At 74.6% G+C, this 23420-nt stretch carries 17 protein-coding genes and 1 pseudogene; 12 read left to right on the top strand and 6 right to left on the bottom strand.

Annotation, left to right across the window (positions count from 1 at the left end; all coding sequences use genetic code 11):
* Positions 1-406: pseudogene (locus tag I6A60_RS22950) on the bottom strand (hypothetical protein); the annotation flags it as partial.
* Between the two features lie 268 nt (positions 407-674).
* On the opposite strand from I6A60_RS22950, the gene fabG reads away from it, so the two are divergent.
* From fabG to I6A60_RS22935, 3 genes are all read left to right on the top strand, one after another.
* Positions 675-1397, top strand: a complete 723-nt coding sequence (gene fabG / locus I6A60_RS22945) for a 3-oxoacyl-ACP reductase FabG (protein ID WP_203022325.1) — start codon at positions 675-677, stop codon at positions 1395-1397.
* Positions 1398-1424: 27 nt separating this feature from the next.
* Positions 1425-2594: a ferrochelatase gene (locus I6A60_RS22940; protein WP_203022324.1), complete on the top strand. Its 1170-nt coding sequence runs from the start codon at positions 1425-1427 to the stop codon at positions 2592-2594.
* A 322-nt stretch (positions 2595-2916) separates the two neighbouring features.
* Complete coding sequence (locus I6A60_RS22935; protein ID WP_203022323.1) at positions 2917-3432, top strand: DUF3090 family protein; 516 nt, start codon at positions 2917-2919, stop codon at positions 3430-3432.
* Between the two features lie 422 nt (positions 3433-3854).
* On the opposite strand, the gene I6A60_RS22930 is transcribed toward I6A60_RS22935, so the two are convergent.
* The 3 genes from I6A60_RS22930 to I6A60_RS22920 all read right to left on the bottom strand — a co-directional run bounded on the left by I6A60_RS22930 (position 3855) and on the right by I6A60_RS22920 (position 7425).
* Entirely contained in the window at positions 3855-4643 is a 789-nt protein-coding gene (locus I6A60_RS22930; RefSeq protein ID WP_013425916.1) for a hypothetical protein, read from the bottom strand.
* Positions 4644-4801: 158 nt separating this feature from the next.
* Complete coding sequence (locus I6A60_RS22925) at positions 4802-5986, bottom strand: glycosyltransferase (RefSeq protein ID WP_203022322.1); 1185 nt, start codon at positions 5984-5986, stop codon at positions 4802-4804.
* Positions 5987-6270: 284 nt separating this feature from the next.
* Positions 6271-7425, bottom strand: a complete 1155-nt coding sequence (locus tag I6A60_RS22920; RefSeq protein WP_203022321.1) for a glycosyltransferase family 1 protein — start codon at positions 7423-7425, stop codon at positions 6271-6273.
* Positions 7426-7622: 197 nt separating this feature from the next.
* Between I6A60_RS22920 and I6A60_RS22915 the strand changes: the two genes are divergently transcribed.
* On the top strand, positions 7623-8396 hold the full coding sequence (locus tag I6A60_RS22915; RefSeq protein ID WP_238436028.1) for a maleylpyruvate isomerase family mycothiol-dependent enzyme: 774 nt from the start codon (positions 7623-7625) through the stop codon (positions 8394-8396).
* 67 nt (positions 8397-8463) lie between these two features.
* On the opposite strand, the gene I6A60_RS22910 is transcribed toward I6A60_RS22915, so the two are convergent.
* The gene (locus I6A60_RS22910) at positions 8464-8976 is read right to left on the bottom strand and encodes a DUF3099 domain-containing protein (protein ID WP_203022319.1); all 513 of its coding nucleotides are present in this window, start codon (positions 8974-8976) and stop codon (positions 8464-8466) included.
* A gap of 242 nt (positions 8977-9218) precedes the next feature.
* Here I6A60_RS22910 and I6A60_RS22905 point away from each other — a divergent pair, with 242 nt between their 5' ends.
* The gene (locus I6A60_RS22905) at positions 9219-10400 is read left to right on the top strand and encodes a CaiB/BaiF CoA-transferase family protein (RefSeq protein ID WP_203022318.1); all 1182 of its coding nucleotides are present in this window, start codon (positions 9219-9221) and stop codon (positions 10398-10400) included.
* A 227-nt stretch (positions 10401-10627) separates the two neighbouring features.
* Positions 10628-11440 carry an S-adenosyl-l-methionine hydroxide adenosyltransferase family protein gene (locus I6A60_RS22900; protein WP_203022317.1) on the top strand — a complete coding sequence of 271 codons (813 nt, stop codon included), beginning with the start codon at positions 10628-10630 and terminating at the stop codon, positions 11438-11440.
* Between the two features lie 30 nt (positions 11441-11470).
* Here I6A60_RS22900 and pucL read toward each other — a convergent pair whose 3' ends face one another.
* A complete protein-coding gene (gene pucL, locus I6A60_RS22895) occupies positions 11471-12343 on the bottom strand; it encodes a factor-independent urate hydroxylase (protein ID WP_203022316.1) in 873 nt (290 codons plus the stop codon).
* A gap of 753 nt (positions 12344-13096) precedes the next feature.
* Here pucL and I6A60_RS22890 point away from each other — a divergent pair.
* The 6 genes from I6A60_RS22890 (at position 13097) to I6A60_RS22865 (ending at position 23337) form a co-directional block, all read left to right on the top strand.
* A complete protein-coding gene (locus I6A60_RS22890; protein WP_203022315.1) occupies positions 13097-14452 on the top strand; it encodes an Ig-like domain-containing protein in 1356 nt (451 codons plus the stop codon).
* 244 nt (positions 14453-14696) lie between these two features.
* Entirely contained in the window at positions 14697-15764 is a 1068-nt protein-coding gene (locus I6A60_RS22885) for a phosphatase PAP2 family protein (RefSeq protein WP_374210293.1), read from the top strand.
* A gap of 366 nt (positions 15765-16130) precedes the next feature.
* Positions 16131-17243, top strand: coding sequence for an OmpA family protein (locus tag I6A60_RS22880; protein WP_203022313.1), 1113 nt, complete (start codon positions 16131-16133; stop codon positions 17241-17243).
* Between the two features lie 416 nt (positions 17244-17659).
* Positions 17660-17857 (top strand): bacterioferritin-associated ferredoxin, encoded by a 198-nt coding sequence (locus I6A60_RS22875; protein WP_203022312.1) that lies wholly within the window; start codon positions 17660-17662, stop codon positions 17855-17857.
* Positions 17858-17932: 75 nt separating this feature from the next.
* Complete coding sequence (gene bfr / locus I6A60_RS22870; RefSeq protein WP_013425904.1) at positions 17933-18421, top strand: bacterioferritin; 489 nt, start codon at positions 17933-17935, stop codon at positions 18419-18421.
* Positions 18422-18624: 203 nt separating this feature from the next.
* Positions 18625-23337: an EAL domain-containing protein gene (locus I6A60_RS22865; protein WP_307873819.1), complete on the top strand. Its 4713-nt coding sequence runs from the start codon at positions 18625-18627 to the stop codon at positions 23335-23337.
* Positions 23338-23420 lie beyond the last annotated feature (83 nt).

The raw sequence follows: 23420 nt of genomic DNA, 5'->3' as shown, positions 1-23420 counted from the left end.
GCCCGGGGCCCGCCCCCCCCCCCCCCCCGCCGGGCGGCCCCGGGACGATCGCGCCGGGCACCGTCAGGGCCGGCGCAGGGGTGGGCTCGGGTGGCGCCGGCGGAAGCTGGGGCGCCGGTCCGGTGCCCGGTTCGACCTGCCCGGGCCAGGGCACGGGGTGCCCGGTCGGCCGCACGGGTTCGAGGGGCCAGCCGGCGGCGGCCTCGTCGGCGACCTCGGCCGGCCGAGGCGGCGGGCGGCGCGGCGCGGACCGCCCGTCGTCCGCCGCCACGTCGTCGGCTGCCACGTCGTCGCCGGGGCCGGCGACCGCGGTCTCGTCCACCGGCGAGCCGGTCCGCCCGGGCGGCTCGAAGGACCATTCCCGCGGGCGATACTCGACGTGGCGGATCCCTGGCCTGAACACCACGCCTGCCACTCCAGTCCGGACGCGCGGGGCGGGCGGTGCGTTGCGGCCACCCCGCATCAATCTTGGCCGTCGTGCGCCGAGCGGGGTACGCGGGTCCGCTCGGGTGACCTGCCGCGACCACGACAGGCCCGCGCAAACCGTACGTGCTGGCCAGTGTGCCGACCTGGGCGGCATGTCCCGGGCGGGCGGGAGCGGGTGTCGTGTGGCCACGGATCGTGGCGCCCGGGGTTTCGGTCCGGACGGGTCGGGGACGGCTACGATTCGCTGTATGGCAGAAAACGCGGGTCAGGGTCGAGTGGCGCTTGTGACCGGGGGCAACCGGGGTATCGGTGCCGCCTGCGCCGCGGCTCTGGCCGCGGACGGCCAGCGGGTCGCTGTCGCGAGCCGAGGCGGGCAGGCGCCTGACGGGCTGTTCGGCGTCCGGATGGACGTGACGAGCGTCGAGTCGGTGGACAAGGCGTTCGCCGAGGTCGAGGCCGAGCTCGGTCCGGTCGAGATCGTGGTGTCCAACGCGGGAATCGAGAAGGACACGCTGCTCCTGACGATGTCCGAGGACTCCTTCCGGGACGTGATCGACACGAACCTGCTCGGTGCCTACCGGGTCGCCAAGCGCGGGGCGCGCGGCATGCTCCGGCGCCGTTACGGCCGGCTGGTGTTCATCTCCTCGGTCGTCGGCATGTCCGGGCACGCCGGGCAGTCGAACTACGCCGCGTCGAAGGCCGGTCTCATCGGTTTCGCCCGCTCGCTGGCCCGTGAGCTCGCGCCGCGCGGGATCACGTCGAACGTCGTCTCGCCCGGCCCGATCCGCACGGCCATGATCGACGCCCTCACGGACGCCCAGCGCGAGCTGATCCTCGCCAGCGTCCCGGGCCGGCGGATGGGCGAACCGGAGGAGGTCGCCGCCGCGGTCGCGTTCCTCGCCTCCGAGCGTGCGGCGTACATCACCGGCGCGGTCCTCCCGGTCGACGGCGGCGTCGGCATGGGCCACTAGCACCGGTCACGGTCGGTCATCGACGCCGTGGGCTCCGCGTCGCCGTCCGGCAACGGCACCGGCGCTGTTGACGCGCTGCTGCTGCTGACGTTCGGCGGGCCCGACGGGCCGGCCGACGTGCTGCCGTTCCTGCGCAACGTCACCCGCGGCCGGGGGGTGCCGGAGGCGCGGATCGCCCAGGTCGCCGAGCACTACCACCGGCTCGGCGGCCGCAGCCCGATCAACGACCAGAGCCGCGAGCTGCTGGCCGCGCTGCGCGCCGAGCTCGCGCCGCTGCCGGTCTACTGGGGCAACCGGAACTGGGAGCCCTACCTCGGCGCCGCCCTGGCCGAGATGCGCGCGGACGGGGTCCGGCGGGCCGCGGTCTTCGTGCCGTCGGTGTTCGCGACGTACTCCGCCTGCCGGCAGTACCGGGAGAACCTGGCCGACGGCCTCGCCGCTCTGCCGGCCGGTGGTCCGGGGCCCGAGCTGGTCAAGCTGCGGGTGTTCTTCGACCACCCGGGGTTCGTCGAGCCGATGGTCGAGCGGGTCGAGGCCGGGCTCGACCGGCTGCCCGCCGCGGTCCGCGACGAGGCGCACCTGCTGTTCGTCGCCCACTCAGTGCCCCGGCGGCAGGCCGCCGAGAGCGGGCCCGGCGGCGGCGCCTACCCGGCCCAGCTCGCCGCCGTCAGCCGCGCCGTCGCCGCGGCCGTCGCCGGGCGGGGCGGCCGGGAGCACCCGTGGGACGTCGCCTACTGCAGCCGCAGCGGGCCGCCCACCGTCCCCTGGCTGGAGCCAGACGTCGGCGACCGGATCGAGCAGCTGGCGGCCGCCGGCGCCCGGGCGGTGGTGATCGTGCCGGTCGGTTTCGTCAGCGACCACATGGAGGTCATCCAGGACCTCGACCGGGACGCGCTGGGCCGAGCCGAGAAGGCCGGGATCAGCGCCGTGCGGGCCGGGACGGTCGGGGCCGAGCCCCGGTTCGTCCGGATGGTCGCCGAGCTGCTCGCCGAGCGGGGTGACCCGGACCGGCCGCGCCGCTCCTGGACGGGCCTCGGGCCGTTCCCGGAGGTCTGCCCGACGGACTGCTGCTCGGCGCCGACGGTCGAGGACCGGGCGCCGGCCGTGGCGGGCACCCCGGCCGACGCCCAGGGCCGCGGCCGCCTCCTCGCGCGGGCCGGCGGACCGGCCGCCGGCGTCGGCCCCCCGCGCGCCTGAACGCGACCTCGCGACGAGTGCCACGTCCCGATGAGCCCGGTGCTCCGGTAGCCAGGCCCGGGTGGCCCGGCCGCGGGCCCGGGCGGTCCGCCCGTTGGGCGGGGATACTGGACGTAGGATCCTTCGAGCGTCCGGCCGGCCCGCCGAGGCGGCACAGGCGTTAGGTCGCAGGGCGTGCCACGTGATCCGCCTGGATACCGTGGACCCGGCCGGAATACCGGCCGAACAGACCCTGTTCGAGGAAGGTCGGTCGACCTTCTGGAGGCCGTGACGCGTCTCGGGGAACGACCCCGTGGCCGGAACTGACGGAGTGTACGCAGGCATGCAACGATTCGTGTTCGACCCGCCGGAGCGGTTCGTGGTCGGGACCGTCGGGCAGCCGGGCGAGCGCGCCTTCTATCTTCAGGCCGCTCAGTCCGGCCAGCTCGTGACCATCGGCCTGGAGAAGGCCGAGGTGACCGCGCTGGCCGAGGGCCTGTCGGCGCTGCTCGGCCAGGTCGGCCAGCAGCAGGGTGTCCCCGTTCCGGCCGCCGCCGACGTCGAGGTCGACCTCGCGCCGCTGGAGGCGCCGTTCGAGGAGGACTTCCACCTCGGCCAGCTGACCGTCTCGTGGGACGGCCGGCGCGTGTTCGTCGAGGCCGCCGGGCTCTCGCAGAGCCAGCTCGGGACCCCGGTCAGCGAGGAGGACCTCGACTCGCTGCGGGTCGGGCTCTCGATCCAGCAGACCCGGGCGTTCATCGAGCGGGCGCGCAGCATCGTCGCCGCCGGCCGGCCGTCCTGCGTGCTGTGCGGCCGGCCCGACGGCCCGGACGGCCACTTCTGTCCGCGCCTGAACTGAGCCGGGCCGTCAGTCCCAAACGACGTGGTCTCGTGTGGTTTCCGGCCCGCCGCCGCCTCGATAGGCTGCGCCCGGCTCATTCTCGGTCGATATTCGCGCGCCGCCGTGGCTTCCGGCCTACTGCCTCGTCGTATTCCCACCTTTGGGCGCCCGAACGTTGGGAAGAATGCCGCGGCTAACGGCACCCGGTCGGGGGCTTGAGTGGCACTGCGCCATAGGGACTAAGGTCTCTAATGCAAGGTCTTTAAGCGGGGGGACCTTGCTACCGGGCGGGGGGTTACCGGCGGCGTGCCTCTCGGCGCGCCGCCGGTACAGGTCCTGCGCCGATGGGACCGGCTTGCCCTGTGCGTCGACGGCCAGCGCCCGGTCGCCGCTCGCGGCCACCTCGCGAGGGGCTCCGTGCGGGCCGTAACCGGCTCCGGTCAGCGGGACGGCGGGGATGTCGCGTGGTTGGGGTCGAACGCGTCGTAGGCCGCCTCATAGGCGCGGCGGACGGCCGCGGACAGGCCGCGCAGCGCGGCGCTGCGGCGGCCGATCTCGCCGGCCGTGACGGCGGCACCGTCGTCCAGGGCCGCGAGGTCCAGCAGGGCGTGCAGCCGTTCGGCCCGGGCCAGCAGCGCGTGCGCGACCGGCGGGTACCCGGGGCCGAGGCCCGGGCCGGGCTCCTCCTCGGCCCGGTCCCGCAGCAGCGCGAGCACCTCGGGACGGGCGGCGGCGATGTCCAGGTCCAGCAGCGCCGACGTCGTCGACGCGATCGCCTGGGCCAGCTCGTACTCGGCGGCCCGGACCGGGGCCGGCGGCGCCGGCACCCGGGCGGCGGGCAGGACCCGCCAGTGGACCGACTCCAGCGCTCCCTCGACGGCCGGCCCGTGCACCTCGACCGTCGGCACCAGCAGCAGCGACGGGCTGGGGCCGAGGACCAGCACCGCCTCGCCGGCCGCGAGCGCGTCGGCGTTGACCTCCGGCGGGCCGGGCAGGCCGGACACGTCGCCCGGCACCGGCAGGATCAGGCGGAACCGCTCGGCCCGGGCGGAGCGCAGCGCGCCGAGACCGAGCACGAGCGGCTCGTCGCCGATCGTGTGCCGGCCGGGCCCGAGCGTCCCGTGGATATGCGTCAGGACGTCGTCGGAGCCGACGAGCCCGGCCAGCCAGGCGTTGCCCCACCCGGTCAGGAGTCCTGACCGGGGCGCGGGCAGCAGTGCGTGGTACACGCGCCTACGGTAGGCACTTCCGGCGCGAGATGTGGCCCCGACCGGAACAGAACGTGCCCTACCGCGGGTTATTCGTCCAGGTAACCGGCGTGCGGGGCCGCCGCCGGCCCTTTGGCGGTCGGCAAAGACGGCGCCCGGACGGGCGGGGCCGGCTCCGGTCAGGCGGCGCGGGGCAGGTCGGTCCCGTCGGCTGGCGGCAGCGCGATCGCGGCCTGGGCCGGCGGCACGGCCAGGCCGTGGACGGACAGGAAGCCCTCGACGGTGGCGGACCAGGGGAACATCTCGGCGCGGGCGCGGGCGGCCACTCGCCGGTCGGCCTCGTCGAGCGCGAGGACCTCCTCGATCGCGTCGGCGAAACCGTAGCCGCAGCCGGCGGCGACCCGGCCGCAGCGCGGGTCGAGCAGCTCGGCCATCGCACTGCCATGGTGCACCACCACCGGCGTGGCACTCGCCATCGCTTCCAGTGCCGCCAGGCCGAACGTCTCGACCGGCCCGGGGGCCAGGCCGACGTCGGCGCTGGCCAGCAGCGCTGAGAGCCGCTGGCGGTCGGCGACGAACCCGAGGAACACGACCGGCAGCCCGGCAGCCCGGCGCTCCAGCTCCTTGCGCCCGCTGCCGTCGCCGGCCAGCACCAGGCGGGCCGGCACCTTGCGGCGGACCAGCTCGGCGAGCGCGTCGATCGCGATGTCGACCCGCTTCTCCGGGTCCATCCGGCTGATCGCGACGAGCAGCACGTCCGAGTCGCGGGCGAACGCCCGCCGCAGCGACCGGTCGGCCCACTCGGTGCCGAACCGGTCCAGGTCGACGCCCAGCGGCACCTGGCGCAGGTTGTTCACCCCGAGGCGCAGGAACTCGGCCGCGGCCCAGCGGGTCGTCGTCACCACCGTGTCGTAGCCGGCGGCCAGCGTCCGGTTCGTGACGTCCGCGGCCGCGCGCACCGGCAGCACGCCACGCAGCGACGCCGGGGTCTTGGCGCCCAGCAGCCGGTCGAGCCGCTCGTGCGACACGACCAGCGAGTGCACGCCGTTGCGGCGCGCCCACCGGCCCAGCCGGCGCAGCGTCGTGCGGTCGTGCACCTCGAGGTGGGTCGGGCGTGCCTCGTCGAGCATCGCCGTGACCCGCCACGGCTCGGTGATCATGCGGTAGGGGGTTCCGGGTACCAACGGAGACCGGACCATCAGTGTGGTGACCCCGTCGACGTGGCGTACCCCGTCGCGCCGGGCCGGCAGCACCCGGACCACCTCGTGGCCGGCGGCGACATAGCCCGCGGCCAGGTGCCGCAGCGTCGTGCGGATGCCGCCAGACGTCGGCGCCACGAAGTTGGCGACCTGCGCGATCCTCATCGGGCCCACCTTCCGTCGGCCCGCGCGCCCCGGCGGACGCCGCGCGGCGGGCTGGTGCTCTCTCTGGTCGGTCCACCGCCCCGGCGGGGCAGGTGGGTCGGCCGTCCGGGTCAGGGCAGGCCAGCGTGGTCCGGCGCCTGGCCGCGGCGCGGCAGGTCCGGTCCGGTTCGTCGGGGTGGGGGTTGGGAGTGGCGGTCGTCAGGGCCGACGGTGGCCCGGACAGATGGTGGCCGGGCCCCGTCGCCCGGCCAGGCGGAGCGGTCCCGTCGACACCCGCGCCCGGCTCATCGCCAGGCGTCGGCGTCGCGGGCGGCGCCCACGTTGGCGCCGAGCACGTCGCGGTAGTGGCCGAGCAGCTCGTCGCCGATCGCGCGCCAGCCGCAGTCGGCCACCGAGTCGCGGGCGGCGACGCCCATCGCGACCCGGCTGGAGACGTCGCCGACCAGCCGGTCGACCTCGGCACGCAGCGCGGTCGGGTCGCCCGGCCGGTAGTGCAGTCCGGTCCGGCCGTGCTCGACGACGTCGAGCAGCCCGCCGGCGGCCGGGCCGACCACCGGCACCCCGCTGGCCTTCGCCTCCTGGGCCGCCTGGCAGAACGTCTCGTACTGGCCGGTGTGCACGAACACGTCGAGGCTCGCGAGCGCCGAGGAGAGCTCCAGCCCGGACTGGAAGCCGAGGAACGCGGCACCGGGCAGCTGCCGCTCCAGGCGGGCCCGCTCCGGCCCGTCGCCGACGACCACCAGCCGGGTGCCGGGCAGGTCGCTGACGGCGCCGAGCAGCTCGACGCCCTTCTCCTTCGCCAGCCGGCCGACGTAGCCGACGAGCACCTCGCCCGCCGGCGCGAGCCGGGCGCGCAGTTGCTCGTCCCGGTGCCCGGGGTTGAACCGCTCCAGGTCGACCCCGCGCCGCCAGCGGGCGACCCGCTGCACCCCCGCGCCGACCAGCGCGTCGACGGCGTCCCACGACGGCGCCAGCGTCCGGGCGGCGAGCCGGTGCACGGTCGCGAGCCACCGCCAGATGCCGCGGTCGAGCGCGGCCAGGCCGTAGCGGCGGGCGAAGCCGGCGAGGTCGGTCTGGTAGACCGCGACGCTCGGCACGCCGAGCCGGTGGGCCGCATACGCGGCCTGCGCGCCGAGCCCGGCGGGAGCGGCCAGATGCACGATGTCCGGGGCGAAGGCCCGCAGCGTCGGCGTGAGGCTGGGCCACGGGGTCGCGAACCGGAACTGCGGGTAGCCGGGCAGCGGGGCCGACGGGGCCCAGAGCACCGGCGCGTCCGCGTAGATCCGGGGTGCGTCGGCGATCGCCCTGGGACCGGGCGACGGCGCGACCACCAGAGCCTGGTGCCCTTCGGCCTTCAAATGCTCCAGGACGCGGCAGACGGTGTTGGTCACCCCGTCCACGTGAGGGAGAAACGATTCGGTGACCACCGCTACGCGCACAACGTCACGGTGACAGGGCTGGTGGCGCAGACGAATACCATCAGTCGGCCACAACATGAACGTTGCGCCACAGCTAAGTAGTGCTTGTCCGGTGGGCTGGCTTTGTTAGCCGTGCCGTAGGACGTCCGCGATGTCCGTCCGTCGCGGAGATGTCGCCCAAACGGACGGCGGTGCCAGGGAAAGGCGACATCGTGGCCATGGGGATCGACGGGCACCTCGCGTCGCTGCGCGACGACGGCGCCCGGCTGGCCGCGGCGGCCGCGCTCGCCGGGTTCGACGCCGAGGTTCCGTCCGCCCCGGGCTGGCGGGTCCGCGACCTGGTGACCCAGACCGGCTGCGTCCACCGCTGGGCGGCGTCCTACGTCCAGGAGGGCCACGGCGCACCGCGGCCGATCGAGGGCGACGGCGAGCTGGTCCTGCCGGACGGCGAGCTGCTCGCCTGGTTCACGGACGGGCACGCGGCGCTCGTCGACGCGCTGGCGAACGCCGACCCGGCGGTGGCCTGCTGGACGCTGTGGCCGGGCGCGCCGTCGCCGCTGGCGTTCTGGGCCCGCCGGCAGGCACATGAGACGGCGGTCCACCGGGTGGACGCCGAGCTCGCGCTCGCCGCGTCCGGACAGATCTATTCCGGCGACGCGGGGGAGCCGTCGGGCGTGCCGACGGCCTTCGCCGCGGACGGGATCGACGAGCTGCTGGGCGGGTTCTACGCGCAGCGCCACCGTGGCCTGGTCTCGCCCGAGCCGGTCGCGCTCTCGATCCGGGCCGCGGACGCCGACGCCGGCTGGACGATCCGGATCGGTCCGGGCGCCCGGACCGTGGTCCAGGCCGTCGAGCCGGCGGACTGCGCCCTGGCGGGCCGGGCCGGCGACCTGTACCTGTTCCTGTGGAACCGGGTCGGGACCGAGCGGCTCACGGTTGACGGCGACCCGGCCGTGCTCGGTCTGTGGCGCGAGCTGGCCCGCATCACCTGAACCGGCCCCCAGAGCGGGCAGCCGTCGGGGCGCGGGTCCTGGCCTGCCAGACGAGGCCCGCCGTCGCCTATCGGCGGCGGTCGGCGCGCGGCGGGCGGCGGGGGCCGAAGAAGCCGACCTCGCCCCGCGGCGGCGGGGGCACGTAGGGCGGGGCGAACGGAGGCTGGTCCTCGGGTGGCCACGGGCCGGCGAGGTTGTCCTCGACGGGAGGCTCCGGCGGCTGGCCCTGGCCCGGATCCGCTCGCGGATCGTCGGCGTCGACGACGGTATGCCGGCCGGACTCCAGGGGCCTCGCGCCGCCTCCGAGGGGGTGGGCCGCGTCGGCGTAGCCAGCCGGGCGGCGCCGCGACGGTGCCGGCCCGCCGTTGGCGACCACGACGGCCACCCACGGGATGACCAGCGCGGCCGCGATCGCGACAAACCTGGCCCACCCGTGGAAGAGCAGCACCGCGAGCACGAAGCACAGCACGCGCACGGCCATCCAGAAGAGGTACTGGCCCTCGCGGCGGCGGATGTCGACATGGCGCGGGTCGGCCGCTGAGGTGATCAGCACCGGCTGTCGCCGCCGCCAGATACGCACGCCCGCTCCCTGTCTCTCGGCACGGTCTCCCGGCTCGCGGTCTCTCGGTTCGCGCCCGTGTCTCGGCTCGCGCCCGTGTCTCGGCCGAGCTGGTCGCCCCGCTCGGCGGGGGCTCATGGCCGAGGCGCCCGCAAACTGCCGCCAACCGACCATTGTCCGCCTTCCGCGCCGCGGACGCCTGGTCGGGCCCGGAGCGGGCGAACGGGCGACGCATCGGTCGCCGCCGCCCTAGTGTGCTGGACGTGCTGCCGCTTGCCGGAATGACCGTCGTCAGCCTGGAACACGCGGTCGCGCTGCCATTCGCGACCCGTCACCTCGCCGAGTACGGCGCCCGAGTGATCAAAATCGAACGGCCTGGGGCCGGCGACTTCGCCCGTGCCTATGACGACGCCGTCCGCGGCCGGATGTCAGCGCACTTCTCCTGGCTGAACCGGTCGAAGGAGTCCTTCGCGGTCGACATCAAGGTGCCGTCCGGCCGGGCGGCCGTCGAGAAGCTGGTCGCCGGGGCCGACGTCGTCGCCCAGAACCTCTCGCCCGGCGCCGCCGCCCGGCTCGGCCTGGACGCGGCCGGGCTGCTGGAGCGCTACCCGCGGCTGGTCGCCGTCGACCTGTCCGGCTACGGCCCGACCGGTCCCTACGCCGACCGGCGCGCCTACGACATGCTCATCCAGGCCGAGTCCGGCCTGGTGTCGGTGACCGGCACGCCCGAGCACATGGCGAAGGCCGGGTTCGCCGCGGCCGACGTCGCCGCCGGCACCTACGCGGCGCAGGCCGTCCTGGTGGCGCTGCTGCGCCGGGAGCGGACCGGCGCGGGCGCGGCGCTCGCCCTGACGATGCTGGACGCGATCACCGAGTGGAACGGCTACGCCGTGCAGTTCGCCGAGCACACCGGCCGGGCCCCGGCCAGGGCCGGCGTCGGGCACCCGTCGATCGCCCCCTACGAGGCGTTCACCACCGGCGACGGCGACAGCGTGCTGATCGGGGTGCAGAACGACCGGGAGTGGGCCCGGCTGGCGGCCGGCCTGCTGCGCCGCCCCGAGCTGGCCGAGGACCCCGAGTTCGCGACCAACCGGGAACGGGTGCGCAACCGGGCCCGCACCGACGCGCTGGTCGCCGGCGTCGTCGGCGCGCTGCCGACGGCGGAGGTGACGGCCCGTCTCGACGCGGCCGGGATCGCCTACGGGCGGGTCAACGAGATGGCCGACGTGCTCACCCATCCGCAGCTGGCCGCGCGCGACCGGTGGGTCGAGATCGACTCGCCGGCCGGGCCCGTCCGCCAGCTGCGCCCCGTGGTCGAGTTCCCGGACGCGCCACCCCGGCTGGAGCCGGTGCCGGGGCTCGGCGAGCACACCGAGAAGATCCTGACCGAGCTCGGCTACGACGATGCCGAGCTGGCCGGGCTGCGCGCGGACGGCGCTATCTGAGCGGCCCGGCGACGCGGCCACGACCGGGCGGGTTGCCCGGTTTCTGTCCGGTTTGAGCATAGGATTTGTGATCAAGACTTGCGGCGGGTGCTCGCCGCGACGCTTGGCTGGGCGACGCCTGGCTGGACGATGCTTGGCGCAATGATGGCTGGCCGGACGGCGGTTGGCTGGACGGCGGCTGGCCGGACGGCGCGGCCCCGCTGGCGGCTGGTGGGTGGCGAGAGAGCATGGATGCTGTGCCGCACGTGAGCTTCCTGACCGACTACGGGCTCGCCGACGGGTTCGTCGCGGCGTGCCACGGTGTGCTGCTGCGGCGTGGGGTCCGGGCGCTGGACATCAGCCACCTGATCGACCCGGGCGACGTGCGGCGCGGCGCGGCCGTGCTGGCCCAGACGGTGCGCTACCTGCCGGTCCCGGTGCATCTGGCCGTGGTCGACCCGGGAGTCGGCACCAGCCGGCGCGGCATCGTGCTGGTCACGCCGGGCGGGATGCTGGTCGGGCCGGACAACGGCCTGCTCGCCCCCGCCGCCGCGGTGCTCGGCGGGGTGCGGGCCGCTGTCGCGCTGGTGGCCCGGCCGGGCGTGCCCGCGACCTTCCACGGACGGGACGTGTTCGCGCCCGCCGCGGCGGAGCTGGCCAACGGCACGGCACCCGAGGCGCTCGGCGCGCGGGTCGACCCGGCCGGCCTGGTCAAGCTCCCGCCGGTGCTCGCCCGGGTGCGGGCGGCCGAGGACCCGGCCGCCGAGCTGGAGGCCGAGGTCGTGCTCGTCGACCGGTTCGGCAACGTCCAGCTGGCCGCGACCGGCGATCTGCTCGCCGACGTCGGGCTGGTGCCCGGCCGCCGGGCCGAGGTACTGACCTCGGCCGCGGGCACGCCGCTGCGGATGCCCGTCGGGGTGACGTTCGGGTCCGTCGGGCCGGGCGAGCTGGTGCTCTACGTCGACTCGGCCGGGATGGCGGCCTTCGCGGTGCGCGACGGCGCCGCCGCGAGCCGGCTCGGCCTGGCCCCCGGCGACGTCGTGACCCTGCGGGCCAGCTGACCGGCCCGGTTCAACGGAACTCGGGAGCCGTCAGAGCCACGCCGGTCCAGCTGGGGGAGCGTCGTCCCTGGTCACTGTTCCCTCGATCTTCCCGTACGGGCGGTCGGCCGCGTAGAAGACGACGTTCGGGTTGTCGAGACCGTACGGTTCCAGGTCGACCAGGAAATGGTGCTTGTTCGGCATCGACATCCTGATCTCGGCGACCTCGGGATGTGCCGTCAGCACCTCCTCGCCCATCTTGTAGAGCGTCTGCTGCAGGGCGAGGCTGTGTACCGACGCGAACGTCTCCAGCAGGATCGTCCGAATGCTGGTGAACAGCTTCCCGTAGTCGTGGTCCGTGCCGGTCAGACGCCAGCCGGCGGTCACCTCGGTGGCGAGGATCCGGTCGGTGGTCTCGGCGAGCGTGGTATAGCGGTCGGTCGCGTAGCCCCAGAACTCCGAACCGGTCGACTTCAGCACGACGAGCCCGGCGAGGCCGGAAACGATGTATGCGTCGTCGCCGTCCACCGTGACGACCGTGGTGCGCCGTTCGGCGCCGGCCCGGCTGAATGCATGGTCATGTCCGGCGCCGTCGACCGGGATGCGGTCCCAGCCGTACTGTTCGATCTCGATCCGGCTGCCGGTAATCCAACCGAACGATCCGGTGAAATGCCGGGCGAGCCGCAGCCCGAACTCCTCGATCTCGCCGACGCCGTCCCGCGCGAACGCGTAGACCGTGTTCTTCTGCGCGTCGGTGGTGTGGATGTGCGCGTTGTCACCAACCAGATGCGCCGCGGCGAAGTCGCCACGCAGCGCGGTCGACACGTTGAGGTCGGTGATCCTGTGCACCGGGGTCGAGCGGTCCAGGTGGACCAGCCGCACCTCCGCCTTCCCGAACTGGTTCGGCCCGAGAACGATCGCCATGACGCCTCCTGTCCCTCAAGGTCTTCGGGCCACGCGACCGCCGCCGCCCCGAGGGCGTGGCCGCGCTCCCCGCGCCATCCTCGCCCGCCCGGTCGCGGTCCAGGTCACGGCCCTGTTCGGTGGATGTTTCGGGATTCCCGGCTCGCGGTCAGCCGATCCTCGTTTGTCTGCTAACTCTCCGCGTCCAGGCGGGGCGTTATTCGTGACATCGCCGGGCTGCCTCCACCGCATAGTGGCGCGCTAGACCCGAGGCGGGCGGATGTTGTTCACGGTCCCGTCGCCGGTGGGAAGCAGGCGGTGCGCCCGGTGGTTCTCGTGAGGCACGCTGGTGCGAGTTCGGTTATCGGCCGGCGCCGCGGGGGAGCGGAGCCGGCACGCGCGGTGGCCGTCGTTTGTCGTTGATGCGAGCCGTCCGGCCTGGGTTAGGCGTTCCGGGCGGGCCCTATGTGTCGACGGCGGCGCGGGGACCGGTGGGAAATCGCCGGTCGCTCGCGCGGTGGGCAGGTTGTCGGATCACGAACGGTCCGTGCGGCGGTAGGCGTCGGTCGCGCGGTGTGGGAGGGCTTCGTGAATATTGCCAGGAGAGCGCGACTCTCCGTATTGGCATCGTGGTCAATTGGTGATGGTCGCCCGGGCGACAGGGCTATTTCGCTTGCTCGCCGCGACGAACGCCGAGCCGGTGGGTACCGTCCGGCTCAGAGTTTTCGCACGGACGTGCTATCAGCAGTCCCGGAGATCGGAAGAAGGCGAACGATGGTCTTCTCCGCGAGCGAGCACAATCATCGGCCTGGCCGGCCCGCCGTTCGCGGTGGTTTTCCCAGGTCCCTCGTCGCGCTGGTCATACCTCTGCTCGCGATCGTCCTGGCCGCCTGCGGCAGCGGCAGCGGCCCCGCCCAGGCGGGTGGTGGCGGGGCGAGCACGCCCGCGATACCGGCGGCCGCCGTCAAGGTGACTCCGGCCGACGGTGCGACCGGCATCGCGGTGACGGACAAGGTCGTCGTCACCGCCAACGCGCCGCTCGTCGACGTCCAGGTCGCGCGCGCCGCGAGCACCTCGCAGAAGACCGACGCCGGCACCCTGGCCGGCGCTTACTCGGCCGACCACCGGACCTGGACCTCGACCGGCGGGCTGTACGCGGCCAGCCAGTACCAGGTCACGGCGTCGACCTCGCCGGCCGCCGGCGTCACCGGGACGGCGACCAGCCACGTGGGCTTCACCACCGGAACCCCGGCCAAGCAGTTCAAGGTCTCCTGGGACCCGGTCGACGGCCAGGTCGTCGGTGTCGGCGCACCGGTCGTCCTGACCTTCAGCGGCGCGACCACCGACCGTGCCGCCGTGCAGAGCAGGCTGTCCATCACCACCACCCCGGCCCTCGAGGGCTCCTGGAGCTGGCTGACCGACCGGGTGGTCCGCTGGCGGCCGAAGGACTACTACCCCTCCGGCACCAAGGTCCACGTCGAGGCGAACCTGGCCGGGCTGGACGCCGGCAACGGGCTGCTCGGGGTCAAGGACCGGACGATGGACTTCAGCATCGGCGCCGCGCAGCTCAGCCAGGTCGACATCGCCGCGCACACGATGAAGGTCTACCGCAACGGCGCGCTGGTGAAGACCATGCCGATCAGCGGTGGCAAGGGCGGCAAGCAGACCCTGCTGACCATGGACGGGCCGCACAACGTCATCGACAAGGCCCAGTCCGTGATCATGGACTCGGCGACGGTCGGCATCCCCAAGGGTGACCCGGACTACTACTACGAGACCGTGCTGTGGAACGTGCAGATCACCAGCGGCGGCCAGTACGTCCACGCGGCCCCCTGGTCGGTGGCCGACCAGGGCCGGGTCAACGTCTCACACGGCTGCGTGAACGCGGCCCCCGCCGACGCGGAGTGGTTCTACAACTTCAGCCAGGTCGGGGACATCGTCAACGTGTTCAACAGCGGCCGGCCGGCGGACACCTCGCAGCTGGGCAACGACTGGTCGATACCGTGGTCCACCTGGGTAGCCGGCAGCGCCCTGCCGGCCTCCGCCACGGCGACCTCCGGTGCCGCCGGCGCCGGTTCGGTCGCGGCGCCGGCGAGCCCGGCCGCGACCGGCACCCACCCCGGCACCTGACCTTCGCCGGGGAGTTCCACAGCGTGCGCTTCGTCACAGGGGATCGGTACCGCGGCCTCGCCTCGGGGCGGCGGAACCGGTCCCCTGCAGCGTTTCTGGTTCGGACGGCCGGGGTCCGTCCGGTGGGGGTGGTAGGAGATCTGTCGGAGGTATCGGGTTGAGTAGAGGGATGGCAACGGGTCAGGACGGGGCAGGTACCCCGAGGCCGCGCGCCCACGTGGTGCAGCCGGCTGACACGGGGCAGGTGGCCGCGCCGCCGGCCGAGCTCGCGGCGGCCCCGGTGGCCCTCGCGGCGGCCGCAGGCGTGCCCGGCGCGGCCCCCGGGGAGCGTGCGCCCGCCGGCGCGGAGACGCGCGGGGACCGATGGCGCAGGCGCTTCCGCGACCCGATTACCCGGCGGCCGGTGTGGTGGGTCGAGATCCTGATCCTGCTCGCGCTGTATTACTGCTACACGGGGACCCGGGGCTTCGCCGAGGGCTCCGTAGCCGAGGCCACCCGGACCGGCGAGACCCTGCTGCGCTGGCAGTCCGCGCTGCACCTGGACGTCGAGCTGTCGCTGAACCACTGGCTCGACACGGTGCCGGTGCTCGCGGTGATCTGCTGTTACTACTACGCGACGCTGCACTTCATCGTCACGCCGACGGTGATCCTCTGGATGCACCGCCGCCACGGCGCCAGCTACTCGCGGGCCCGCTGGACCCTGGTGTTCACCACGCTCCTGTGCCTGCTCGGGTTCTTCCTGTTCCCGACGGCGCCGCCGCGGCTGCTGCCGGACGCCGGCTTCGTGGACACGATGTCCCGGTTCAGCAACTACGGCTGGTGGAGCGCCAGCGCCAGCGCCGCGCCGCACGGCCTCGACAAGGTCGCCAACCTGTACGCCGCGATGCCGTCGCTGCACTGCGCCTGGGCGTTGTGGTGCGGGCTGCTGATCGCCCGCCACGCCCGTTGGCTGTGGCTGCGGGTGCTCGGCGTGCTGTACCCGTGCTGCACAGCGTTCGTCGTGATGGCGACCGCGAACCACTACATCCTGGACGCGATCGCCGGCTGGACCGTGCTGGCCGTCTCGGCGGCGGCCGCGATCGCGCTCACCCGCGGTTCGCCACGCCAGGGCGTGGCCGCGCTGCCGGCCGACGACCTCGCGCCCGCCCCCGGTGACCTGCCGCTGCCGTCGTCCGGCGCGGCGGCGGGCGCCGTGGCCGCCGACTCGCTGGCCGCGACCGTGTCGACGGCCGCGCCCGGCGACCCAGCGCAGGTCCCGAGCCCGACGAACCCGTCCCGGTCCGCCGCCGGGGGCCTGGCGACCCTGAGCTAGGCGACCCTGAGCTAAGCGACGCTGATCCATAGGCGACGCCGCGCCCGCGGTCCGCGCCGGCTGGCCGTCCTGGCCGGCGCGCCCGCGGGGCCAACCACCCCCGGGCCGGAAGGGCCGTGGCCGAACGGCCGGTGGGTGTCCGCCACGCCGGGTCTGTGCGTATTGCGCCGCTGATGGGGTTTGTTGCGGCGTGTCGGGGTGGCGTGTGCGTCGGGTCGGTACCGATGTGCGAGAGTTGCCCGTGTCGCGGGGGTCCCGCGGCCAGCTGAGCCCGCGTTCCGAGCCTCGCGCCCGTCCGCGTCGCGACTGGCCGCTCGCCGCTCGCCCGGTCTTCGCTCATTCGGATTCCCAGCTCGGAGTCGGTTCATGGTCCTGTCCGCGGTGACGCAGCTGAAGCGTCCCCGACCGGTCGCGTTTGCCGTCTCGCTGCTGCTGACCTGGTTGGTGCTCGCCCTGCTGGCGGTCGGACTGCGGCGTGGGCCGATCGAGAAGGACCTCGCCCACCGGGCGAACGAGGCGGTGCGCCAGTCCGGCGTGGCCCAGGTCGTGGTGACGGTCGCCGGCACCGCGGCCACCCTGCACGGGGACTTCGCCAGCGTCGCGGCGGCCGACGCGGCCCTGCGCGCGGCCAGGGTGAACGGGGTGAGCTCAGCCCGGCTCGGCTCGGACGCGCTCGTTGCCACCAGGCCGGCCCAGCCGGTCGTGCTGACCGTCGAGCGGGGCCGGCTGACGGTGCGCGCGACCGTGCCGGACCGTGCCCGGCGCACCGCCCTCCTCGACGCCGTCGTCGACGCCACCGGCGGGCAGCTGACCAGCGACATCGCCGTCGACTCGCGCGCCGCGCAGCCTGCTGTCCCGGCGTTGGCCGGCCTCGTGACGGCGTTGACCCGGGCGCCGGGGTCGCACACCCTCACCCTGGACGGCGGCCACCTCGTACTGACCGGCACGGTCGCCAACGAGAGCAGCCGGACGAGCCTCGGCGCGGCCGTGCTCACCGCGGGCCGGGTCGGCGGGACCAGGATCGACCTGGACAACCGGCTCGTCATCGCCGCTGCGCCGGGCGTCCCCGCCACGGACGCCCCGGCGGCCGGAACGGGTGGCCCCCAGGGGTCTGGTGGCGACGGCGCGGCGCTCGCGGCGGCCACCTCGGGTCACCCGGTGACCTTCGCGTCCGACAGCGCGGTGCTGTCCGGCCCTGACCGGGACGCGCTCGACCTCGTCGCCGCGGCGCTGCGGGCGGGCACGGCCCCGGCGCTGGTCGCCGGTCACACCGACAGCACCGGGCCTGCCTCCGTCAACGAGGCCCTGTCGCTCGGGCGGGCCCAGGCGGCGGTCGGCTACCTCGTCAGCCGGGGCGTGCCGGCCGAGCGGCTGCGGGCCGTCGGCTACGGCGCGAGCCGCCCAGCCGCGGACAACGCGACCCCGGCCGGCCGCGCCGCCAACCGCCGCGTAGAGATCGTCGTCGACGCCGGCTCCTGACGCCCACTGCCCGCCACTGCCGTCTCCGGCCCGTGGGCATGATCGCCGTTTCGGCCCTCAAGTGGTCACAAAACCGCTGCCGTTACAGCCACGCGAGGGCGAAAACAGCGATCTTGCCGGTCCCGGCACGAGGCCGACCTTGGCCGAGGCGTGGCACTGCCTACCTCGCTCGGCGGCCCCCGCGTTCGGCCCGCGCCGTCTTCCCTCACCGGCCGTTCCCCCGGTCATGCCGGCGGGTCCTGGGTGTGAGCTGCGCCGCTACTTAGGCCGCCTTGTGTTAGGGCAGCCTAACGTGGCATTCTGTTGCTCTTAGGGAAGCCTTAGCTAAGCGATGTTGGTGGCTAGGAAGTCCTGCGCCGAATGAACTTGCCTGGTCGCGAGGTTGTCGCCGGGCCCGTCCGCGTGGTGAGGGTGCAATGCTGGTCTGCTCGTGCTTTGCTGTCTCCGACCGGACGCTACGGAAAGTCATTGAGTCGGGTGCGCGCGACGCCGATGAGGTCGGTGAGCGTTGCGACGCCGGCACTGGCTGCGGGGGATGTCGCGAACAGATCGCGGACCTTCTCTCCCGCCATCTCCGTGAGGTGCCGGTCGCTGGCGCTGTCTGGGCCGCGTGACGGCTCCGGACCCGGCCGACCGGCGACGACCACTGCGGAGCGTCGCGGCGGCGTGACGACAAGTGGAGGCCCTGGGTGGTTCGTGGTGACGACGAGGTTGTCGAGATCCTGAATGCGGTGCTGACGAACGAGCTCACCGCGATCAACCAGTACTTCCTGCACTACCGCATCCAGGAGCACTGGGGATTCCACGGGCTCGGGCATCACTATCGCGACGAGTCGATCGACGAGATGAAGCACGCCGACAAGATCATTCATCGGATTCTTTACCTCGACGGCCACCCGAACCTGCAGCGGCTGCACCCGCTGCGTACCGGCGAGAACGTGCCCGAGATGCTCGAGCTCGACTACGCCCGTGAGCTGGAGAACGTCGAGACCCTGCGCAAGGGTGTGACCCTGAGCCGGAGCAAGTCGGACTTCGGCTCCGCCACGCTCCTCGAGTGGCTGATCTCCGAGGAGGAGGAGCACATCGACTGGCTGGAGGCCCAGCTGGAGCTGATCCGCCAGCTCGGTGCGCCGCAGTATCTGGCCGAGCAGATCCACGAGCACGGCTCGGGCGACTAGAGACGCGAGACTCCCTGGCAGGCGGGCTGTTCCGCAGGGTCCGGAGCCCCTAACGGAATGTACTCGGACGACTGCCGCTAGACTGCGCAGCGGAGGGCCTGGCCAGCGTCGATGCGACCCACCAGATCGGCCTTCGCCGATCCAGCAGGGCGCCCGGCGCGACCCAGGCCGACAGCTGCGTGGGAGGTGCGTTGGTCGCCGGGGTGACAGGGCTGGTGGCCGACGCCGTCTCGGCGGGCCTGCTGCTGGTGAACACCGAAGGCCGGGTCGTCTGGGTCAACGCGGCGCTCGCGGGTGTCGTCGGTCTCGCGCCGGCGGTCCGCGAACCGGCCGTCGCGGACGGCAGACCCACCGGCCCGGACCCGTCCCAGAACACCGGCTTGAGCGTGTCGGCCGGGAACCCCGTCCCGGGCCTGGTCGCGGGAGACTCCGGCCCGGATCAGGCTGCTGGAGGCCCCGGTCCGGATCTTGCCGCTGGAGACCCCGTCCCGGGCCTGGTCGTTGGAGATCAGGGTCGGGACCTGGCCGCCGAGAACGCCGGCCCCGACCTGGCGGCCACGGACCCAAGCGGGCAGCCGGTCGCCGAGGCCACCGGCCTGAGCGTGACCCCGGGAGACCCGGGCGCGCGGCTGGCCGCGGCGGGCGGCGGCAGGGTCGACGACAGGTTCGCCGAGCGCCTGGGCGAGCCGATGCCCGAGTCGTCCCGTGCGCTGGCTCGCCGGGCCGTCGCCGAGGCCCGGCTGCCGCTGTCCGGGCTGGTCGTCGGCGCGGACCCGGTCGACGTCCCGTGGATCGGTCCGGACGGCGCCGAACGCCGGCTGCGGCTGCGCTGCCAGCGGCTCACCCCGCCCGGCGACGGCTGGGCCGACGGCCTGGTGCTCTACGAGGTCTTCGACGTCACCGACGCCTACCCGGCCGTCGCGGTCACGGCCGCCGGCTGGGCCGCCCCGACCGGCGGCGACGAGGCGTGGCGCGGCACCCCCGAATGGGACCAGGCGGCCTGGGGCACGCCGCTCACCGACGACACGGTAATGATGGCCCGGCCGGTCGTCCCGCGGCCGTCCGTCCTGCCGCCCGGCGAGGCCGAGCCCGCCCCGGCGGCCGGCGTCGCCGAGGCCGGCCAGCCGCTCGCGCGGGACCCGCGCGCGCGCGGGGCCGCGATGCTGCTGCTGTCCGGCCCGGACCGTCTCGACCGGATCGAGGAGCTCACCCGCACGGGCACCTGGGAGTGGGACCTGATCGCCGGCTCGGTCAGCTTCTCGCGCAACCAGCTGAAACTGCTGGGCTTCCGCGATGGCGACGAGATGGACCTGGACCAGATCGAGCAGCTGCTGCCGCCTCTGGACATGAGCACGATCCGGTCCTCGGTCGCCGCCGCGATCCGGACGCCCGGCACCTTCACCTACCTGCACTCGCTGCGCGACCGGTTCGGCCAGGGCGAGCGGGTCTTCGAGTGCTTCGGCGAGGTCATCACCGACGACGCCGGCAACCCGGCCCGGGTGCTGGGCACCTCGCGTGACATCACCGACCTGCACCGCGTCCAGCAGGAGCTCGCGCACCTCGCCGAGCGGGACGCGCTGACCGGGCTGTTCAACCGCCGGGCGATCAACAAGGCGCTGCGCGACCACCTGTCCGAGACCCCCGCCGGCCGGTCCGGCTCGCTCCTGATCATCGACGTCGACCACTTCAAGGACATCAACGACCTGCGTGGCCACGCCGTCGGCGACATCGTCATGCGGGGCCTGAGCCAGGTGCTGCGCGAGGAGCTGCCCGACGCGCTGCTCGGCCGGCTCGGCGGCGACGAGTTCGCCGTGCTGCTGCGGGACGGTGACGGCGACGCCGGGCTCGCGGTCGCCGAGAGCGTCTGCCAGGCGGTCGCGCGGGCCCCGGTCCCGGTCGACGAGCTGGCCCTGCGGGTCACGGTCAGCATCGGCGTCGTCCCGCTCGCGCACGTCGACAACGAGACCGCGGCGCTCGCCCAGGCCGACCTCGCGCTCTATGACTCCAAGGACGCGGGCCGGGACCGGGCCCGGCTGTTCACCGACGCCCAGTACTCCCAGGCCGAACGGCGGGTGTCGGTCACCCAGCGGGTCCGGGCCGCGCTGGAGAGCGGCACGCTCGCCGTCGACGCGCTGCCGCTCGTCGATCTCGGAGCCCGGCGCGTCATCGGCTACGAGCTGCTGGTGCGACTGCGGGACGGACTGCTGCCGGAGCTGTCGCCGCGGGAGTTCCTCGAGCCGGTCGAGCGGACCGAGCTGGTGCTGCGGCTGGATCGGTGGGTCGTCGGCCAGGCGGTCGCCGCCCTCGCCGCCGACGGGCCGCACGGGTCGCTGTACCTGCACGTCAACATCTCGGCGCGCTCGGTCGAGGACCCCGGGTTCGGTGACTTCGTTCTCGACGCGTTGCGCGGCAGCGCCGTCAACCCGACCCGGCTCGGCCTGGAGATCGCGGAGCGGTCCACCCTGGTGAGCGTCGAGCCGGCCCGCCGGCTGGCCGAGAAGCTCACCGCGGCCGGCTGCCGGTTCATCCTCGACGACTTCGGGGTCGGGATGGGCTCGGTGGTGCACCTGCGCACCCTGCCGTTCAGCGGAGTCAAGATCGACGGTGACTTCGTCCGGCAGGCGGACGAGAACGCGCAGGACATGGCCCTCGTCGACGCGGTGGTGCGCATCGCCCGCACGCTCGGCATGTACACGATCGCCGAGAACGTCGACCGGGAGTCCCTCGCCCGCGTCCTGGCCGACATCGGGGTCGACTACGCGCAGGGATTCCACATCGGGCCGCCGCGCCCGCTCACCGAACTGCTGGCCGAGCGGCTGTTGGCCGACGAGGCGGCCGTCGGCCTGGAGCACGCCGGCTGGGAGCAGGCCGAGCTGGACCGCGCGGAGTCCGAACGCGCCGAGCTGGAAAGAGCGGCGCACGAGCGGGCCGAGCTGGAACGCGCGGAGTATGAGCGCGCGGAGCTGGAGCGGGCCGAGCTGGAACGCGCGGAGCGTGAACGGGCCGAGCGCGAACGGGCGGAGCTGGAGCGCGCCGAGTTCGAGCGGGCGGAGCTGGAGCGGGCCGAGTTCGAGCGGGCCGAGCGCGAGCGCGAGCGGGCCGAGCGCGAGCGCGAGCGCGTCGAGCGTGAGCGGGCCGAGTTCGAGCGCGCGGAGTTCGAGCGCGCGGAGCTGGAGCGGGCCGAGCGTGAGCGCGTCGAGCGTGAGCGGGCCGAGCTGGAACGAGCAGAGCGCGAGCGGGCCGACCTGGAGCGGATAGAGCGCGAGCGGGCGGAGCTTGAGCGCGAGCGCGCCGAGCGCGCGTGGGCCGCGCGGGAGCGCGCCGAGGCCGACCGGGCCGAGCGCGAGCGGCTCGAACGGGAGCGCGCGGAGCTGGAGCGGGCCGAGCGCGAGCGGGTCGAACGGGACCGGGCCCGGCGGGACCGGATCGAGGCCGAGCGGCGCCGCGCGGAGCACCGCGGCTCGGTGTCCTGGGAGAACCCCGGGTTCGACGACCTCGTTCCCGGTGGCGCGGCCGGTCCGCCGGCGCCGTGGTCCACGGGCTCGCCCGGCTGGGAGCAGCCGGGCCCGGGCCGCCCCGCGCCGCCGCCAGCGGACCCGGCGGGCGGTGTGAACCGCGGGCGACCGGCCGACGGCGCCGGCCCGACCGGCTGGACGGACGGGCCGGCCACGGTGCCGCCCGTGCCGCCGGCCTACCCGTCGATGGCGCCGCCGCCCTCCCTGCCGCCGAGTGACCAGGTTCCCGACTACCCCCCGACCGGCGGGTTCGCCCTCGGCGGCCCGCCAAGCGGCGGCATGCGGATGCCCGGCGTGGATCTCACCGGTGGCGGGTACAGCGCCGGCGGATACGGCGGCTTCTCCCGCGGCGACTACCGCGGTGAGCAGCGCGGCGACGGCTACGAGGGTGGCGGCTACGGCGGCTACGACGCGTCGCGCCGCGACCCGCTCGGGCTCGACCGGGTGGGCCAGGCCGGCCGTGACCCACTGTTCGGGCCGCGCGGCACCATGCCGGACGGCGAGCAGACAGCACCCGGCCCGACGTCCGCCGCGCCCGCCGGCGGGTGGAACACGCCCGGCGCCGCCGGCCCGGCCCCGTGGGACATCGTGTCCGTCGGCGGTGTCGTCGCGGCCGGGCCCGGCGCCGGCCTGGGCTCCGGCTCCGGCCTTGACCAGGGCCGAGGCTCCGACCAGGTCAGGGACCAGGTCAGGGGCCAGGACCAGGTCAGGGGCCAGGATCAGGTCAGGGGCCCCGAGCAGGGCAGGGGCGCCGACGGCGGCCAGACCGTCCCCCGTAACGGACTCGACATCGGCGGCATCGTCGGTCTCGGCGGCTTCGGTGGCGCGGCCGCCGCGTCCGACGACGACACGGACGACGTCGCCCGGCCGGTTCGCCCGGTCCAGCCCGGCGGTCGCGGCGACGACGTGACGCGCGGCCCGGCGGCCGGCGCCGGGTCGGGCTGGCCGGGGCAGTACGACGGCTATGTCGGCTCGGTCGGACGCCAGTGGACCGGACCCGAGACCCACGGTGGTCGTCCTCCCGGCGCGGACGACGGCGTGGACGAGCCGCGCGCGCTCGACGAGGGCCGGGCCGGCGGACGCGGTGCACACCGCCAGCCGGACGCGCGTGGCGATGGTGGCCGGCCGACCCGCCGCGGCGGGTCGCTGCCCTGGGGCCGGCGTCAGCCAGGCGACGCCCGCGCCGCCGCGGCCGCGGCCCGGGCAGCGGCGGCCGGGTCGGCGGACGCCGTGGATCCCGCCGGCGCCGGAGCGGACGAGGACGAGACCCGGGTGGCCGGTGGCGAGCCCGCCGGCGGTGCCCCACGCCCGCCCGCCCGCGACGCGGCGGAGACGCAGGTCGTGACGCTGAACAACGGTGAGGCAGGCGGCCCGTCCAACGGGCTGTACCGCTGGCCGTAGCCCGGCCGATCCCGCCTGAGCCGGAGCGGCCGCGCCCACGGCGTTGAACGCCAGGCGTCCGGCGGCCACCAATGGCCTCGTCG

Source organism: Frankia sp. AgB1.9 (assembly GCF_016786355.1).
Lineage (GTDB): Bacteria > Actinomycetota > Actinomycetes > Frankiales > Frankiaceae > Pseudofrankia.
This window is presented reverse-complemented; position numbering and strand designations above follow the sequence as displayed.

Bases quoted from the DNA above. Each gene is read 5' to 3' on its own strand.
- I6A60_RS22875 (WP_203022312.1), top strand. From the start codon at position 17,660: ATGCTGGTCTGCTCGTGCTTTGCTGTCTCCGACCGGACGCTACGGAAA.
- I6A60_RS22915 (WP_238436028.1), top strand. From the start codon at position 7,623: ATGGGGATCGACGGGCACCTCGCGTCGCTGCGCGACGACGGCGCCCGG.
- pucL (WP_203022316.1), bottom strand. From the start codon at position 12,343: ATGGCGATCGTTCTCGGGCCGAACCAGTTCGGGAAGGCGGAGGTGCGG.
- I6A60_RS22935 (WP_203022323.1), top strand. From the start codon at position 2,917: ATGCAACGATTCGTGTTCGACCCGCCGGAGCGGTTCGTGGTCGGGACC.
- I6A60_RS22880 (WP_203022313.1), top strand. From the start codon at position 16,131: ATGGTCCTGTCCGCGGTGACGCAGCTGAAGCGTCCCCGACCGGTCGCG.
- I6A60_RS22900 (WP_203022317.1), top strand. From the start codon at position 10,628: ATGGATGCTGTGCCGCACGTGAGCTTCCTGACCGACTACGGGCTCGCC.
- I6A60_RS22890 (WP_203022315.1), top strand. From the start codon at position 13,097: ATGGTCTTCTCCGCGAGCGAGCACAATCATCGGCCTGGCCGGCCCGCC.
- fabG (WP_203022325.1), top strand. From the start codon at position 675: ATGGCAGAAAACGCGGGTCAGGGTCGAGTGGCGCTTGTGACCGGGGGC.
- I6A60_RS22925 (WP_203022322.1), bottom strand. From the start codon at position 5,986: ATGAGGATCGCGCAGGTCGCCAACTTCGTGGCGCCGACGTCTGGCGGC.